The organism is Hydrogenovibrio sp. SC-1 (assembly GCF_002848135.1).
GTDB lineage: Bacteria > Pseudomonadota > Gammaproteobacteria > Thiomicrospirales > Thiomicrospiraceae > Hydrogenovibrio.
Genome location: NZ_PKGB01000005.1, coordinates 70,930 through 86,556 on the forward strand (window position 1 = coordinate 70,930; position 15,627 = coordinate 86,556).

Below are 15,627 nucleotides of genomic sequence, written 5' to 3' on the forward strand. Positions count from 1 at the left end.
CATTTGTGCTTTCATCTTTTATAAATTTTATTTTACGCCTTTCAATTGAAATTAAAAGAAAAATTTAACATGGCCTGGGTTTTATTTTGCTATTTCTGGATGGGATTGCCTTCTTTAATGCGCAAAATCGATTAAAATGCGAAATCATTAAAATTACAAAAAGTACCGTTTTGAAAGGAGCCGCATGTCTTGTTGTTCAGGTCGTTATTGTCAGTTTGAGTTTCCAGAAGGGCCGCCATTAACAGATTATCCGGTCAGTCAATTGTCGGCAAATTATCAATTTTTACCGTATGGCACTTTGTTGGCTGAAGAAGAAGTGATTCGAATTTGGACCGAATCGGGAAAAACTGAAACGGTGATTTTAGAACGTAAAATTCCGTTGACGATTCTTGAAGAGGGGCCTGTCGCAAAATATGGTGAACCATTTTTACCCTGGCAATTGATTGCGTTGGATTCTGGAATGGAATTAGAGACTATTGAAAACTGGGCAACTCATCCTTTATATAACCCCGATGCAGAGGCAGTGGTTTTAAAATTTCGCCACCCTATTGTGACAAAACCCAGTTGGAAGAGTCGTTGGTTACAGCTGCTTTATAAAATTCGTAACCTTTGAGTTTTTTAAGGGCTTCACTTAGACGTAAAAAACCCTGCATAGCAGGGTTTTTTTATTGACTGAGTATTGCGCTTATTTTGAAAATTCAGGATAAGCTTCCATACCACACTCAGATTGGTCTGCACCTTCGAACTCTTCTTCTTCAGAGATTCGAATGCCCATCACCGCTTTAACAATACTCCAGACAATCAAGCTTGCAATGAATACCCAAGCAAAGATTGAAACAATACCGATCAACTGAGCCACTAAGCTAGCATCTGGGTTAGTGAAGGTAACGGCGATTAGACCATAGATACCAACAACCCCGTGCACAGAGATAGCACCAACTGGATCATCAATTTTAAACTTAGTATCCAATACTAGGATTGCGAATACAACCAGGATACCACCGACCAAACCAATTAAGGTTGCTTCTAAAGCACTTGGTGTTAAAGGTTCCGCTGTGATAGCAACTAGCCCGGCTAAAGCACCGTTAAGCATCATTGTTAAATCCGCTTTACCAAACTTCATTTTTGAAGCGATTAGCGCACCAACAACACCCGCAGCAGCTGCAAGAAGCGTGTTAACGAAGATCATAGCAACCGCATTGGCTTCATCTACGTTTGAGATTTTTAGCTCAGAACCACCGTTGAAACCAAACCAGCCTAACCATAGGATAAATGTCCCTAAAGTAGCTAAAGGTAGGTTTGCACCTGGAATCGCACGTGACTCTCCGTCAGGACCATATTTTCCTTTACGAGCACCTAGCAATAACACACCTGCTAAAGCAGCAGCTGCACCAGCCATGTGAACAATCCCTGAACCGGCAAAGTCTAAGAAACCAAGACCGTCTAGGAAACCGCCACCCCATTTCCAAAAACCTTGGACAGGATAGATAACAGAGGTAAAGACAATGGCAAATACAAAGAATGACATTAACTTCATACGCTCAGCCACCGCACCTGAAACAACTGACATCGCTGTTGCAACAAATACGACTTGGAAGAAGAAGTCAGACATGTTTGAGTAGTAAGGTGCATCATCGCCACCGGCAATAACCGCAGCTGTAGCATTGTCACCACTGATTAAAAAGCTTAAACCAGGGATAACTGAGTTGATTGAATCGCCATACATAATGTTATAACCGACTAACATATACATAATACAAGCGATGGCAAATAAACCGATGTTTTTCGCTAAAATTTCAGTGGTGTTCTTGGAGCGAACCAATCCCGCTTCCAGCATGGCAAAACCAGCTGCCATCCACATGACCAGTGCGCCAGACATTAGAAAATAAAAGGTATCTAATGCGTAGCTTAATTCTAATATTTGTTCCATAATTAAAGTTCCTTATCGTTTAACAAAAGATGCGTGGAGAAAGTCGTTTTCTAAAGTGCGATTTCCCCTTTCTCTTCAGTTCGGATTCGAACCGCTTGTTCAATAGAGCTAACGAAGATTTTGCCATCACCGATTTTTCCAGTACGAGCAGCTGAGCCGATCGCTTCAATAACGCTTTCAACCTTGTCTTGGGTAACGGCTATTTCAATGCGCACCTTGGGTAAAAATTCGATGGCATATTCTGCGCCACGGTAGATTTCGGTATGGCCTTTTTGGCGTCCGAACCCTTTTGCCTCAGTGACGGTCATGCCATGCACATCAATTTCATGAAGCGCTTCGCGGACATCATCGAGCTTAAAAGGTTTGATAATTGCGACTACAAGTTTCATACTAACCTCTGATTTTTAATTGAAGAAATGTTCAACCGCTATATAGCTTTGGTCGTGCCACTTAATAAAAATAACTATTAAACAATAGGTTATGGCTATGTAGAGTGTAATTTTAAGTTTCAATTATTTGTTAGTGGTGCAATAGTGATAATTTGTGGTGCAAAATTGAGGTGATAATGAAAAGACTTCCCAAAATCGTACTGGCATTATTGATTCAAGGGTTGGCGTTGTTGATTTTAGCGGGTGTGGTGCAGATTTTGTCCCTTTGGGTTGCGCCGCCGTATCCGTTTTGGGCGCTCGCAGTTGCACAAGGGGTTCTAGCTGCGTTTTTAAGTTGCCGATTGGGCTTACCTTGTTGGTGGCGATTGATCCAGTTTAGCTTGCCGGTGGGTCTGTATTTAGGGTTGCATTTTCAAATTAATCCTTGGTGGGCTTTGTTGATTTTTGTGGTGCTTTGGATGATTTTCTTTAATGCGATTAAAGAGCGTGTACCGCTATATTTAACGAATGGCACAACGCGTCAGGCCCTTAAAAAGCTGATCAAAAGGCAACAACAGGTTCGTTTTTTGGATTTGGGGTGTGGTTTAGGGGGAAATGTCGTGTTCATGAGCCAACTGGTGAATGTTGAGCGGTCAGATGGTGTTGAAACGGCTCCTATCCCGTATTTAATTGCGAAGCTGTTTACGTTGGTTCGGGGTGGCAATGTTTTTGCGATGGATCTGTGGAAATCACAGTTGGCCTATTATGATGTGGTCTATGCTTTTCTGTCGCCAGAACCTATGCCAAAGCTTTGGCAAAAGCTGGTGAATGAAATGCATTCGGATGCGATTTTCGTATCGAACAGTTTTGCTGTGCCAGAGGTTGAACCTTCCGAAATATGGGAGCTGGATGACCGTCGAAAAACCAAATTATATCTGTATCGAATGCAAGATTTTCAGCCTAAAGCAGCTTGAAATAACTAGGCCTGGTTATTTTGAGTGCGCTTTCAGTCGTGCTTAATTGTTAATAGAGAGAGAAGTGAATGACAACACCGGTATCCATCGAAAAAATTCAGTCCTGGAGTTTATTTGTTGAGCGAGAGGGGCGTCGTTTCCCTGAACTTTTGACATCTGAACATTGGCAAAGAGCCTATCAGTCTGGAGAACTTCAATCCCAGATTGCCCAATTGATCGGAGCCAGTGAGAGTTTGGCAGCATTAAATCAGCAATTACGCCATATTCGACGGACAGAAATGGTACGCATTGCGATTCGAGATTTAAACGGCTTGGCAATCGTAAATGAAACCTTGCAAGATTTGTCCGATCTAGCGGATGGTTTGGTTGCTTCAACCGTTGAATGGCATTATCAGCAAATGGTTGTCAAGTCGGGCACGCCGATTGGTGCTGAATCAGGTGAACCGCAAACCTTGCTGGTGCTGGGGATGGGCAAGCTAGGTGGACAGGAACTCAATTTTTCGTCGGACATAGATCTAATCTTTGTCTACCCCGAAAAAGGCCAAACGCAAGGGGGGGCGAGAAGCATTCCGAATGATCAGTTTTTCACGCGTTTAGGTCAAGCCGTCAATAAGTCTTTAACGGAGTTAACCCATGATGGCATGGTTTACCGAGTGGATATGCGGTTACGACCCTTTGGACAGTCAGGTCCGTTGGCGGTCAGCTTTACAGAGATGGAAAATTATTACCAAATTCATGGCCGGGCCTGGGAGCGTTATGCGTTGGTCAAGGCGCGAGTGATTGCTGGCGACCCAGAGAAGGGGGTGGAGTTGTTTGACATCCTGGGGCCGTTTGTTTATCGAAAATATGTTGATTTCTCGGCGATTGAATCGCTACGGGAATTAAAAATGATGATTAATGCCGAGGTTAAGAAAAAGGATAAGCATCGCAATATCAAGTTAGGCCCTGGTGGTATTCGTGAGATTGAATTTATTGTTCAGGCATTTCAATTGGTGCATGGTGGGCGAGATCCTTTGTTACAAGGCCGTCAATTAATGCCTATGTTACAAACTTTATCGGAAAGGCAGTATATCGATGCTGTTCCGCAGAAGGGGTTATTGGAAGCCTATTGCTTTTTACGGCGTGCTGAAAATCGTCTTCAAGAGTGGAATGACCAACAAACCCACGACTTACCGACCGAAGCCAATCAGCAAATGGCTTTGGCAAACTCGATGGGATTTGACAGTTATGACGCATTTTTTGAAGTCTTGACTGAGCATTTGCAGTTTGTGCAATCTGAATTTGATACGGTTTTTGCTGAAGCAGCTTCTTCTGAGGCTGTAGAGGATGCTAGCTTGAAGGAAGCTTGTCTGGGAAGTCAGATTGATGTAGATATGTTGGATGATGTTGGGCTAGATTCTAGTGAAAAGTTGGTGGCTGTCTTGGATCAATTTTTCAACTCGCGTGCCTACACTCATGCTAGTGCTGATGCAGTGAACCGATTTAGAGCGGTGTTGCCCGCAATTTTGCTGGGGCTTAAGCTGGTGGAAGATCCGGTCGTTGCACTCGAACGCGTTTTAAAAGTGATTAGTAGTGTCATGAATCGCAGTGTTTATTTGGTTCTGCTGAAAGAAAATGCACAAGCGGTTCCCCATTTACTACAACTGTGTTCTCTGAGTGCCTGGACTGCAGAAATGCTGGTGAAATACCCGGCACTGTTGGATCAATTGCTCGATGAGCGCATTTTGTATGAACCATTGAAGCTGACCGAACTCAAAGCCGAAGCGATGGCGATTTTAGACGAAAACGCATTAGATGACGAAGCTTTTATGAATCAGTTGCGACAATGGAAGCATGCTCAGGTGTTTCGAGTTGCTGCAGCCGATATTACCGGTCATCTCCCTATTATGAAGGTGAGTGATTATCTAACTTGGATCGCGGAAGCCGTATTAGAGGTGACGACTCAATATGCTTGGCAATTTATGCAAAAACGAAATGGGCTACCTGGCGGTGTCACCTCGTCAGAAGATCTGCCATTAATGATTATCGGTTATGGCAAATTGGGTGGTATCGAGTTAGGCTATGGCTCAGATTTGGATATTGTTTTCCTTTATGATGGTGTCCAAGCTTCTGATCAAAGTCAGGGTGCTAAACCGCTTGAAAATAATTTGTATTTTATGCGAATGACCCAAAAAATTATTTCCTTGCTAACCACCTTTATGCCCACAGGTACTTTGTATGAAGTGGATACACGACTAAGACCCAACGGCAATAGCGGCATGATTGTCACAGATCTAGCCTCATTCGAAGCTTATCAGCGCAATAAGGCCTGGGTTTGGGAGCACCAAGCATTGGTTCGGACTCGCGCGGTGGTGGGCTCAGAAGCAGTGAAATCCAATTATGAAAAATTTAAATCAAAATTTATAACTCAAGAACGCCAATTATCGGATTTATGTGAAGAAGTGGTGTCAATGCGACAGAAGATGCAGTCATCGCTCGATAAGACGGATGAACAGTTATTTGATTTAAAGCAAGGATCGGGGGGCATTGTCGATATTGAATTTATGGTGCAATATTTAGTGTTAGGTTATGCGCATCGCTTTCAGTGTTTAACGGCTTGGTCTGATAATATTCGGTTATTAGAAGAAATTAAAACACTCAATATTCTGCCTGAGTCAGATGTAGAAGCGTTGGAAGAAGTTTACCGTCAGTATCGTGCGACTTATCATCGGTTGGCATTGCAAAATGAAAAAGCGTTGGTTCCGGCAAGTTGGTTTTTAGCTGAGAAATCTTTGGTGAAGGGGGCTTGGCAAAAAGTTATGTTGTCAGAAGTGGAAGCGGAGTCGGGAAGCTAAAACAACGGTTTTTTGAAGAAAAATGACCAGGCCTGGCAGAAAACCAGGTCTGGTTGAGCGCTTTAACGCTTATTTCTTGGAAGCATTATATTGTGCGATGCCGTCAAGAATTTCTTTTCTGGCAGCTTCAACATCTCCCCAGCCGTCAACTTTCACCCATTTTCCAGGTTCAATGTCTTTGTAGTGGCTAAAGAAGAGTTCAACCTGTTCTTTGAGTAATGGAATATCTTCAACTTTTTCTACATTTTGATAAATTGGGGTCAATTTATCAATTGGCACCGCAATGACTTTAGCGTCTTCACCACCATCGTCGGTCATGTGAAAAATGCCAATCGGACGACAACGAATGACAGAACCAATCATGAGTGGGTGGGGTGTTACGACTAACACGTCAACCGGATCGCCATCATTCGATAGGGTGTCGTTGACATAGCCATAGTTGGCCGGATATTGCATGGTAGCGCCTTGAAGGCGGTCTACCCAAACTAAGTCCGTGTCTTTGTCGACTTCATATTTAATCGGTGGAGCAAAAGCCGGAATTTCAATGATGACGTTAATGTCATTTGGTACATCTTTACCAGCAGGAACAGCAGAATAACCCATGAGTATATCCTTTAAAAAGTTTGTATTAAACGAAAAACACCCGCATTAAGCGGGTGAGTTTATGAAGGTTCGGGATAGATTACTTGGTGTGGTAAGCAACAACTTTCGCCACTTCGTTTTTAGAACCTAGAACAACCGGTACACGGTCATGAATCCCTTTAGGTTCAACATCCATAATATCCATGCGACCAGTCGAAGATGCACCACCAGCTTGTTCAACTAGCATTGACATAGGATTTCCTTCATACATTAGGCGTAATTTACCTGCTTTTGAAGGGTCACGGTTGTCATAAGGGTACATAAAGATCCCACCGCGAACCAAAATACGGTGAACTTCAGCAACCATTGATGCAACCCAACGCATGTTGTAACGCTTAGCAAGAGGGCCTTCTTCACCTTGTAAACAATCGTCAATATATTGCTTCATTTCTGGTTCCCAGAAACGTTGGTTTGACATGTTGATCGCAAATTCTGAAGTATCTTCAGGAATGGTTACGCCGCGTTTAGTCAAAGTGAATTCGCCAATAGTGGTGTCTAGGGTAAAGAAGTTAACGCCGTTCCCTGTTGTCATCACCAAAATAACAGAAGGGCCATAAAGCACGTAGCCAGCAGCAACTTGCTTGCGACCTGTTTGCAAAAAGACTTCTTGCTGATCGCCAGAACGATTATCGGCAGGTGCTTCTAGGATAGAGAAGATGGTACCGACAGAAAGGTTAACGTCAATGTTAGAAGACCCATCTAACGGATCAAATGTGACAAGGAATTTGCCATCGTTATTCCCAGCAATGGTGTAATCTTCTTCTTCAGAACCAACACCCTTTACATAAGGGTTACTGACTAGAATATCTTTTAATAAATCATTTGAGATAACATCTAATTTTTTCTGGGTTTCACCTTGGACGTTTTCATCTTCAGTTGAGCCTAAGATGCCGGCTAATTCGCCTTGTCTTAGTTTGAAAGCGATGTCTTTACAAGCGAACATAATATGGTCAATAACCAGTTCTAAATCTGCTGGAACACCATCGTTAGCCAACACTTGGTCTAATCTTTTCATGAGTAGTCTCTCTTTAATTTAAGGTCAAAAATTTGCGCCATCATAGCAGTGAAACGCAAAAAATTCAAGTTGAACAATGCCGGATTGGCTGTATTAGCGCGTTACTGTTCATGATGCTAGATGGAAGGGGTATTATCCGCTTGGATGATCCGGTCATTTATCGGTTGGGTTGGGCGGGTATTGCCGTCAAATAGGGTTTGAAACACCTCAAGCTGATCTTGTGACAGCTCAAGCGGGGTTTGCATAATGATCCATTTTACATTCTCAGTACAGGGTGGTACCGTGAAAGAGCCCGTATAGCGGTAGGTAGCTCTTTCAGATTCTATGGGTAACAGAGTGGTAATATCAAAATTAAAGGTGGGTACATTTTCCAATAGTACTGAATCTGGAAGATGTTCAATCAGAGTGGCGATATTGGAATTTCTTTCCCCGACTTGCAGTAATACCGCAACAAAGGTATAGACACCATTAGCGTCTTTATGAACAAAGTGCATGGAGCCATCAAACAGTTTGCCATCAATTCTATGTTCGCTTGGCGTATGTAAATGAATTTGTTCTAGTTCAGACGCCGTGCCATTCACGACAATTTGATTGGTGGCAGTTTGATTTTGGCTGTTAGGGTCTGTCTGGATATTAAATCCATAAATGCTATAGCCTAGATTCGTGCTTTTTACATCGGTTGTCTGATATTGAAAATCCACATTTGTCAGATTGGTGGTCGCGAGTGAGGCTGCTGGAATATCGATGGGCGATTGCGTTTGGCTGTATTTACAGGTGGAATAAGGTTCGCCATTGGTATCCACGACCAAGTGCCAAAATTCTGGGCCATTACTTCCTGAAAAGCTCCAAGTGGTCATTGGTGCAGTACCATTATTATCGCAGCCTGACAAGATGAACCAACAGGCAAGTATCAATAGAATTTTGTGTTTCAAAAGTAGATGATTCTCGATTAATGGGCAAGGGTTTTATTATAGACAAGCAACGCTTTTTATTAAAGTGTTTAATCCGGAGGTATGACGGAAACTCTAGATAGGGATTGAGTCGAACGTAATGCGACAAACTTATTATGTTATAGTCATTTTTAGATAAAATATGAAATTATTCGGTTATAAAACAGTCACATTTGGGGGTGGCCATGAAAATTTCGACATTTGAATATTTAGATCAACAATGGTCACATGATTTAACAACCCTAACCGCAATGAATACGCCTAACACGCTAGGGTTGGTTTTTGCAGATAACCAGCTTGATGGCATTCCTGATATTTTAAAGACGCTTTTTCGATCTTTTCCTGACGTGACTTTTGTCGGAGGGTCAAGCGCGGGAGAAGTTTTGGGGTCAGAGGTAAAGGATGGTTCTGTTGTCGTGGCATTGTTGCAATTAGAAAAAACGCGTTTTGAAGTGGCGATCACCAATGTGGATGATTATGCGGACAGTTATGCGTTGGGTACGAGCTTGTCTATGCAGTTGACTGACAAGTCATCTGAAGAGTTCCCGCTCAAAGGCGTATTTGTGTTGTCGGATGGCTTGAATGTCAATGGCACTCAGCTTTCAAAGGGGCTGGTTGAGCAGGCGCCAAATGTCTTAATAACGGGTGGATTAATGGGAGACGGACCGCGATTTGAAACAACACATGTATTGGCTAATCATAAATGGCGGTCAGGCCAGGTGATTGCGATCGGCTTTTATGGTGATGCTTTTCAAATGGGCTATGGCTCCCAAGGCGGCTGGGATGTATTTGGCCCAGAGCGGTTGGTAACAAAGTCCGTTGAAAATGAGGTGTTTGAGTTTGATGGAACGCCAGCGTTAGACTTATATAAAACCTATTTAGGCGATTTAGCCGAGGGGTTACCGAGTACTGCTTTACTTTATCCACTTTCCCTCGTCGGGGATGATGGGGCTTTTTTGGTAAGAACCATTGTTCAAATCGACGAGGACAAAAAGAGCTTGATCTTTGCTGGAGATGTGCCAGAGGGCGCTCGAGTTCAATTAATGAAAGCAAACTTTGATCGATTGATTGATGGAGCTTTTTCAGCCGCAGAGTCGGTTGGATGGTCTGAATCTGATGAGCCAGTGTTATCTATTGCGATTAGTTGTGTTGGCCGTCGCTTGATCTTAAAGGGACGAGTTGAAGAAGAGGTTGAGGTGGTTTTAGAGGCGCTACCTGACAATACACAACAGATTGGTTTCTATTCTTATGGTGAGTTATCACCATTATCCAATGGTCGTTGTAGTTTGCATAATCAAACGATGACATTGACAACCTTCCGGGAAGTGTAATTTATTATGCTAGAGACGTCCAAAAGGCACAGTGCTTTGGCTCGATTACTAAAGCGCCTTAAAATTACTGAAACAGAAGCGCCATCTGATGTAGTCTGGCAAAAATTGCTAGAGCGCATTAATCAAATGTTTCATGATTACGATCAAGATCGTTATATGATGGAGCGTTCTTTACAAATATCCTCCGATGAAATGCGCCAATTGCATGATGAAATTCGCCGCCATAGTGCTGTTGAATTGCAGGCGCAAGAGAAAAAGTTTAAAGCCATTTTAGAGTCGCTCAATGATGGTGTGTGCGAGTTGGATTTGGCCTGTCAGTTTCAATATGCCAATGATGCCGCCTTATCCTTGTTTGGTGTTCAACAAAATCAACTTTCTCAGGTCAATATTTTTGAAACGTTTGCCATTTCGGGCTACGAGCAAAATCCAGAAAGGCTAAAAGCCGAATTAATAGCGGGTCAAGCGGTGGTGTCTGAATCAGCTCAATTATTAGGCCAAAAGGGTGCAAAAATTCCAGTTTCGATTGTGCTTTCGCCCATCAAACAAAACGATAATGTTTCGTCGATTGCGTTGTTATTCCGAGATATTTCTTCTCAAAAAGCTTACGAACGTGAATTAGCCCAAGCCAAACAACAAGCCGAGGCCGGTTCAAAAGCCAAATCAGAATTTCTGGCGACTATGAGTCATGAAATTCGGACCCCTTTGAACGGCATTATTGGGGTGTCCAGTTTATTGAGTGATGAAGATTTAACGACAGAACAACATGAGCTGGCAGGAACGATTAAGCGTTCGGGTGAGGCTTTGTTGGCGATTATCAATGACATCTTAGACTTTTCAAAAATTGAAGCAGGTCAGATGGAAACTGAAAAAGTCAGCTTTGATTTGTATGAACTGTTTGAAGATGTTTCTGAAATTTTTGGTATGCAATTTAGCCAAAAAGACCTTGAGTTTATTGTGGCTCCCTCTCCGGAAGTGCCCCGTTGGGTGGTAGGAGATCCGATACGGATTCGCCAGATACTTATTAACCTGATTGGAAATGCCATTAAATTTACTGAAACAGGCGAAGTCTCAGTCATTGCAAAAAAATTGAGTGTGTCTTCACAGGTTAATCGTGTTCGATTTGAGATAAGAGATACCGGAATAGGGGTCAGCCAAGATCAACAGCAGAAGCTTTTTCAACCCTTTTCTCAAGCAGATGGTTCTACCACTCGCCGTTATGGCGGAACTGGCCTAGGCTTAAGTATTACCAAACAGCTGATTGAACTGATGGGCGGTCAGATTGGAGTGGAAAGTAAGCTGAATGAAGGAAGTTTATTCTGGTTTGAACTCCCTCTAGAAGAAACGAATCTCGAAAAAATACAGCAAGACCAACAATTACAGGCCGAGACATTTCAGCAGCAACGTGTGATGATTGTCGATGATAATCAGACCAACTGCCAAGTTTTGGAAAAGCAGCTTAGGGCGTGGGGTTTAAGACCTGTCATAGCGCATTCGGGCGCGGATGCTTTAAAACTCATTAATGCTTACCATGCTAAAGGAGAACGGTTTGATTTGGGGGTTCTGGATATGCAAATGCCTGGTATGAATGGTATTGAGTTGGCTCAACTAATGCGACAGTTAAGTAGCTGTACCGATATAAAACTAATTATGGCTTCGTCACATTATTCCAATCATTGGAGTGAAGAATCGAAGGAGTTGTTTGATTATTGTTTACGGAAACCATTGCGCCAAAGTATTTTACGTGAAGTGGTTTCTAGAGTGTTAAACAACGGGACTGTTCAGCAGAATGCTGGTTCTTTAACTTCGCAGCCAAGTCCAGTTCGTCTTCAACAGGAGTCACAGCATAAGCATATTTTAGTGGTGGAAGATAACCATGTGAATCAAGTGGTTGCGACTAAAATTCTTGAAAAACTAGGGTATCAGGTCGATATCGCTCAAAATGGACAGGAAGGGGTGGACGTCTTTGAGACGGGACATTACGATTTGGTATTGATGGACTGTCAAATGCCCATAATGGATGGCTATATTGCAACCCATCAGATTCGAGAAGGGGGAGATAAAGGTCAAAAAGTGCCCATTATTGGCCTGACGGCTAATGCCATGGAAGGGGATCGAGAAAAATGTATCCAGGCCGGCATGAATGATTATTTAACCAAGCCCATTAATCTTAGCAAGTTAACTGCGGCATTAGAGCATTGGATTTAAGGGGAGATTTGGTGCAAGAGGCCATTTTAATTACAGGAGCAGGTCAGCGTATCGGACTATATTTGGCCGAGCAATTTCTGGAACAGGGTCAACCCGTGGTGTTTACTTATCGCCAATATCGACCCTCTGTCGATGTACTAAAATCCAAAGGCGCTTTAGGGTTTCAGGTTGATTTTAACGATACGGACAGCTTGGATGCTTTTTTAAAAGCACTTCCTCGTCAAGTGCAAAGTCTGAGAGCGGTGATTCATAATGCATCGATTTGGGTTACTGATTCGCAAATAGCGGAAGTTCCTACTTTGCTGGAGGATTTATTAAGAGTACATGTTTCTGCCCCTTATCAAATTAATATGGCGTGTTATCCGTTATTGTGTGCCAGTCAGGCGCAATCATCTGATGTGATTGCCCTTTCCGATGCACGAGTGTCAACAGGCCATTCAGAATACAGCGGCTATTTGGCGTCCAAATCCGCTTTAGAAACCATGACGAAAAGCTTGGCTAAAGCTTGGGCGCCCAAGGTGAAATTAAATGTATTAGCACCAGGCCTGGTTATTTTTAATGACCGAGATACCGAAATTCAAAGGGCGGCACGTTTAGCAGAAAGTGCCATTCCTCAACAAATTGGTTTGGAGGGTATTTGGCAGTCGGTGCAATATCTTTTAAATAGTCAAACCTCAACCGCCACACGGTTAGAGTTGGGTCAGTGTTTAAACCATTAAACTCTCTTGCTGCTAATGTCGAGTTGGCTGTCTAGCTATTTTTGTGTCTTGAATCATTTTCTGTTGAGCCTGTATTTTTTGACGTTGAAGAGCCTTTTGTTGTTGGTGGATTACATTGTGTTCATGTTGCATTTGCTTCAGTTGTCTGGTCTGGTTTTGTAATGCGGAAAGCCTTTGTTGGTGAGGTAACAAAGTCGGATCTGTGGCAGGCTTTGGGGTGCGGTGAATGGGGTTGTTAAATTGATAAAATTTGTGTTTTGAGCTAGATTTTTGCATTTTGTGGCTGCCCTGAATATTTTCTTGGGTTGCACTGCGTTTTAGAGACCGCAGTATTGACCAAGGGTTGTGCTGGATAAGGTTTGGTTCAACAATCCAGCGTGACACGGTTTGACTCAACGATAATTGGGGTTCGGGTTGATAGAAGGACTTTTGCAGCGGGTTATGGTTCAATCGAGTTGCTGTCCAGCTTTGATCTGAATTTTTGAAGCCGTTGATCGCAATATAGTTTCCTGTGGTCAGTTTAAGCCCTTTATCTTGATGTCCTTGTTGAGTAAAGTGAATTTGATGCTGATGGTTCACAATAATGGTGTTGTCAGAGATTGCAGTAATTTGACCCGCGATTGGATAGTGGATATAAATTTCGCCTGTCAAGGTTTTATCTTCAAGGGGCAAAGTTTCTAAAATAACTTGTTGTCCCAATTTCAAGGTGTCGGTTGAAGATAAGTTAGAAACGATGCGGGTTTGATCCCCATAACCGATTTCAATGCCATTGACCCAGATGCTGCCAAATGCTTCAACTGTGCCAATAATACCGGTTCCGCCAAAGCCAGAAGAACTGTGACCGGTGCCTCCAAATCCGCTGGTATCGTCAAGCTGAGCGATCACGGGTGAGCCAGTGCCACCAAACCCAGATTCACTGAGTGTTTGGGCTGATTGACAGGCGGTTAGCTGAAGTACGATTAGCCAAAATGCTAGGTTGCAGAAGCTAGATATTTTCATGATTAGGGTCTTGGTGTTTGTTGAAATATGCTCCCAAATGAAACGCATGCAAGGCTTCGGGCTTTGATTTTTCAGCTGTTTGTAAGGCATTGGCTTTTTGATTAATTTCCATCAACACCTGCAATAGTTTTTCTTTAGCCAGCGCCTCCAATTCGTCTAGGCTTTGTTGCGTTAAGTGATCGTAGTAAACCGCGCGATCAAATAACGGTTGAGCATTGTTTGACAAGTTGTTGGCAATGACCTCTAGATGTTCCCCGATATTCTTTCCTGCAAAAAACAATTTTTCTTCAAGATCAGCTTCGGGGACATAGCCTTTCTCTGTGAGAAAAATCCACTCCTGATTTTGTTCGTTTTTCATTTCGATAATACCTTGATTAAGCCATTCGTCCATCAGTGATCGAGGATGCTTATCTTTGGAAACCGACAGCACTAGGTCCTCAAAGTTGGCTATATTTTTTTCTGTTGATCTCGATTTTAATAGTGGTTTGGGGAGTTGATTAGAATCAAGATAATCTGGGTCACCAGTCCATTTTGCAATAATTTGAGCGCTTAACCCAGCCTTGATTTCCTTTTCCGTAATTTGATCAGTATCCTCGTTGCGAATGCGTTTTACATCAGCACGATGAATACCCGTGAGCAAGCTAATACGACTATCGGTGAGTTTTTTGTTTTTTAAGCAAAAGGATTTTTCGGCGACTTCAATATAGGTGCGCTTTAATAAATTTTGCAAGCCAACAAAAGTGATATTTTGTTGAATTAATAGCCGCACTAATGGCTTCAGCATTTTTCTAACGGCTTTAATTAAGGCTGTTTCTTGTGTTTCAAAATCCGTAGTCATCAATAGGTCTCTTAAGTTAAAAGGTTCTGACGATTGAAGCGCCGATGCCATAGGTATTGCTAGTATCGTAACTGCTAAATCCAGAGATCGACCAGCTTGAATTAAAGGCGTAATTAGCTGATAGGGATAAGTTAAAAGTATCATCCAGTTCGGTATAACGGCTCTGAAAATAGTCAAATGACAGGCTAAGTGTGGTCGCCGATGTGAGGACTTGACCAAGTCCTATTGAGCTATACAGGCTGTTTTGCATGTTTAAAGCTTGGACTTTGCCAATCCATTCGTAGCCAAGTGTGTAAAACATAAAACGCTGTGGATGCGGGCTGGAAAAATAATCAAGTTGAAATGCGGTATCATTTTTTCCAGAGCTAAATTCGCTATCGTCCGTTGCGAATTTCTCTTTTACTTGAAAACGCCAGCTGCCATCTTTCGTCAGGTTATAGCCAATAGCGAGCGATAAATCGCCCAGGCCTGCTGAGTTTTCAAAGGTATTATCTGTCAAAGTTGGGGCTCTGAGTTGCGCCCAATAGCTACTGATCGCGGTATAAAAACGTTGGTGTTGGATTGAAATTAAATAGGGAATTGCAAAACTAGTGGTGTGTGACAAGGCTGTTTCTTGGCTTTGTCCCTGACTATAAAATATGCCCGTTGAGATACGGGATATGGTTTGATCTGCGGATTGAGCATTGGGTGTCCATAGCAAGCTGCTCAGCAGCAGATAAAGTTTTGGTTGATGAGTGGGCATTTAATTTATCACTAACCTTGGCTTGGTAATCAGAGTAACCACCGCCATTCTACCAATTTTTGGGTTGGAATGGCGGTTTA

General features: G+C 42.7%; 14 protein-coding genes. 6 read left to right on the forward strand and 8 right to left on the reverse strand.

All coding sequences use genetic code 11. From position 1 onward, the window contains the following. Window positions 1-184 precede the first annotated feature (184 nt). Window positions 185-613, forward strand: coding sequence for a hypothetical protein (locus CYQ88_RS04170; protein WP_101840091.1), 429 nt, complete (start codon window positions 185-187; stop codon window positions 611-613). A gap of 72 nt (window positions 614-685) precedes the next feature. Here the strand turns inward: CYQ88_RS04170 and CYQ88_RS04175 are convergent, their stop codons facing one another. Beyond that, complete coding sequence (locus CYQ88_RS04175) at window positions 686-1,930, reverse strand: ammonium transporter (protein ID WP_101840092.1); 1,245 nt, start codon at window positions 1,928-1,930, stop codon at window positions 686-688. Between the two features lie 50 nt (window positions 1,931-1,980). Then, window positions 1,981-2,319: a P-II family nitrogen regulator gene (locus CYQ88_RS04180; RefSeq protein ID WP_101840093.1), complete on the reverse strand. Its 339-nt coding sequence runs from the start codon at window positions 2,317-2,319 to the stop codon at window positions 1,981-1,983. Window positions 2,320-2,495: 176 nt separating this feature from the next. Here CYQ88_RS04180 and CYQ88_RS04185 point away from each other — a divergent pair, with 176 nt between their 5' ends. Together CYQ88_RS04185 and glnE are read left to right on the forward strand one after the other, a co-directional pair. Beyond that, window positions 2,496-3,272, forward strand: a complete 777-nt coding sequence (locus CYQ88_RS04185; protein ID WP_101840094.1) for a hypothetical protein — start codon at window positions 2,496-2,498, stop codon at window positions 3,270-3,272. A 68-nt stretch (window positions 3,273-3,340) separates the two neighbouring features. After that, on the forward strand, window positions 3,341-6,106 hold the full coding sequence (gene glnE, locus CYQ88_RS04190) for a bifunctional [glutamate--ammonia ligase]-adenylyl-L-tyrosine phosphorylase/[glutamate--ammonia-ligase] adenylyltransferase (protein ID WP_101840095.1): 2,766 nt from the start codon (window positions 3,341-3,343) through the stop codon (window positions 6,104-6,106). A gap of 69 nt (window positions 6,107-6,175) precedes the next feature. Here the strand turns inward: glnE and ppa are convergent, their stop codons facing one another. The 3 genes from ppa to CYQ88_RS04205 form a co-directional block, all read right to left on the reverse strand. After that, window positions 6,176-6,709 (reverse strand): inorganic diphosphatase, encoded by a 534-nt coding sequence (gene ppa / locus CYQ88_RS04195; RefSeq protein ID WP_101840096.1) that lies wholly within the window; start codon window positions 6,707-6,709, stop codon window positions 6,176-6,178. A 79-nt stretch (window positions 6,710-6,788) separates the two neighbouring features. After that, entirely contained in the window at window positions 6,789-7,763 is a 975-nt protein-coding gene (locus tag CYQ88_RS04200; RefSeq protein WP_101840097.1) for a class 1 fructose-bisphosphatase, read from the reverse strand. 116 nt (window positions 7,764-7,879) lie between these two features. Further along, window positions 7,880-8,620, reverse strand: a complete 741-nt coding sequence (locus CYQ88_RS04205; RefSeq protein ID WP_101840098.1) for a carbonic anhydrase — start codon at window positions 8,618-8,620, stop codon at window positions 7,880-7,882. 278 nt (window positions 8,621-8,898) lie between these two features. On the opposite strand from CYQ88_RS04205, the gene CYQ88_RS04210 reads away from it, so the two are divergent. Genes CYQ88_RS04210 through folM form a run of 3 tightly spaced genes read left to right on the forward strand, consistent with a single transcriptional unit; the run spans window position 8,899 to window position 12,968 of the window. Next, the gene (locus tag CYQ88_RS04210; RefSeq protein ID WP_101840099.1) at window positions 8,899-10,044 is read left to right on the forward strand and encodes an FIST signal transduction protein; all 1,146 of its coding nucleotides are present in this window, start codon (window positions 8,899-8,901) and stop codon (window positions 10,042-10,044) included. A 6-nt stretch (window positions 10,045-10,050) separates the two neighbouring features. Next, window positions 10,051-12,249 carry a response regulator gene (locus tag CYQ88_RS04215; protein WP_101840100.1) on the forward strand — a complete coding sequence of 733 codons (2,199 nt, stop codon included), beginning with the start codon at window positions 10,051-10,053 and terminating at the stop codon, window positions 12,247-12,249. Window positions 12,250-12,260: 11 nt separating this feature from the next. Beyond that, window positions 12,261-12,968, forward strand: a complete 708-nt coding sequence (gene folM / locus CYQ88_RS04220) for a dihydromonapterin reductase (RefSeq protein ID WP_233188808.1) — start codon at window positions 12,261-12,263, stop codon at window positions 12,966-12,968. Window positions 12,969-12,980: 12 nt separating this feature from the next. Here folM and CYQ88_RS04225 read toward each other — a convergent pair whose 3' ends face one another. The 3 genes from CYQ88_RS04225 to CYQ88_RS04235 are packed head-to-tail and all read right to left on the reverse strand — an operon-like array spanning window position 12,981 to window position 15,547. Beyond that, entirely contained in the window at window positions 12,981-13,967 is a 987-nt protein-coding gene (locus CYQ88_RS04225; protein ID WP_101840102.1) for a DUF5666 domain-containing protein, read from the reverse strand. Continuing rightward, window positions 13,954-14,805, reverse strand: a complete 852-nt coding sequence (locus CYQ88_RS04230; RefSeq protein ID WP_101840103.1) for a DUF6502 family protein — start codon at window positions 14,803-14,805, stop codon at window positions 13,954-13,956. Before CYQ88_RS04230 ends, CYQ88_RS04225 begins: the two co-directional genes overlap by 14 nt. A 16-nt stretch (window positions 14,806-14,821) precedes the next feature. Continuing rightward, on the reverse strand, window positions 14,822-15,547 hold the full coding sequence (locus CYQ88_RS04235) for a hypothetical protein (RefSeq protein ID WP_101840104.1): 726 nt from the start codon (window positions 15,545-15,547) through the stop codon (window positions 14,822-14,824). Between the last annotated feature and the right edge of the window lie 80 nt (window positions 15,548-15,627).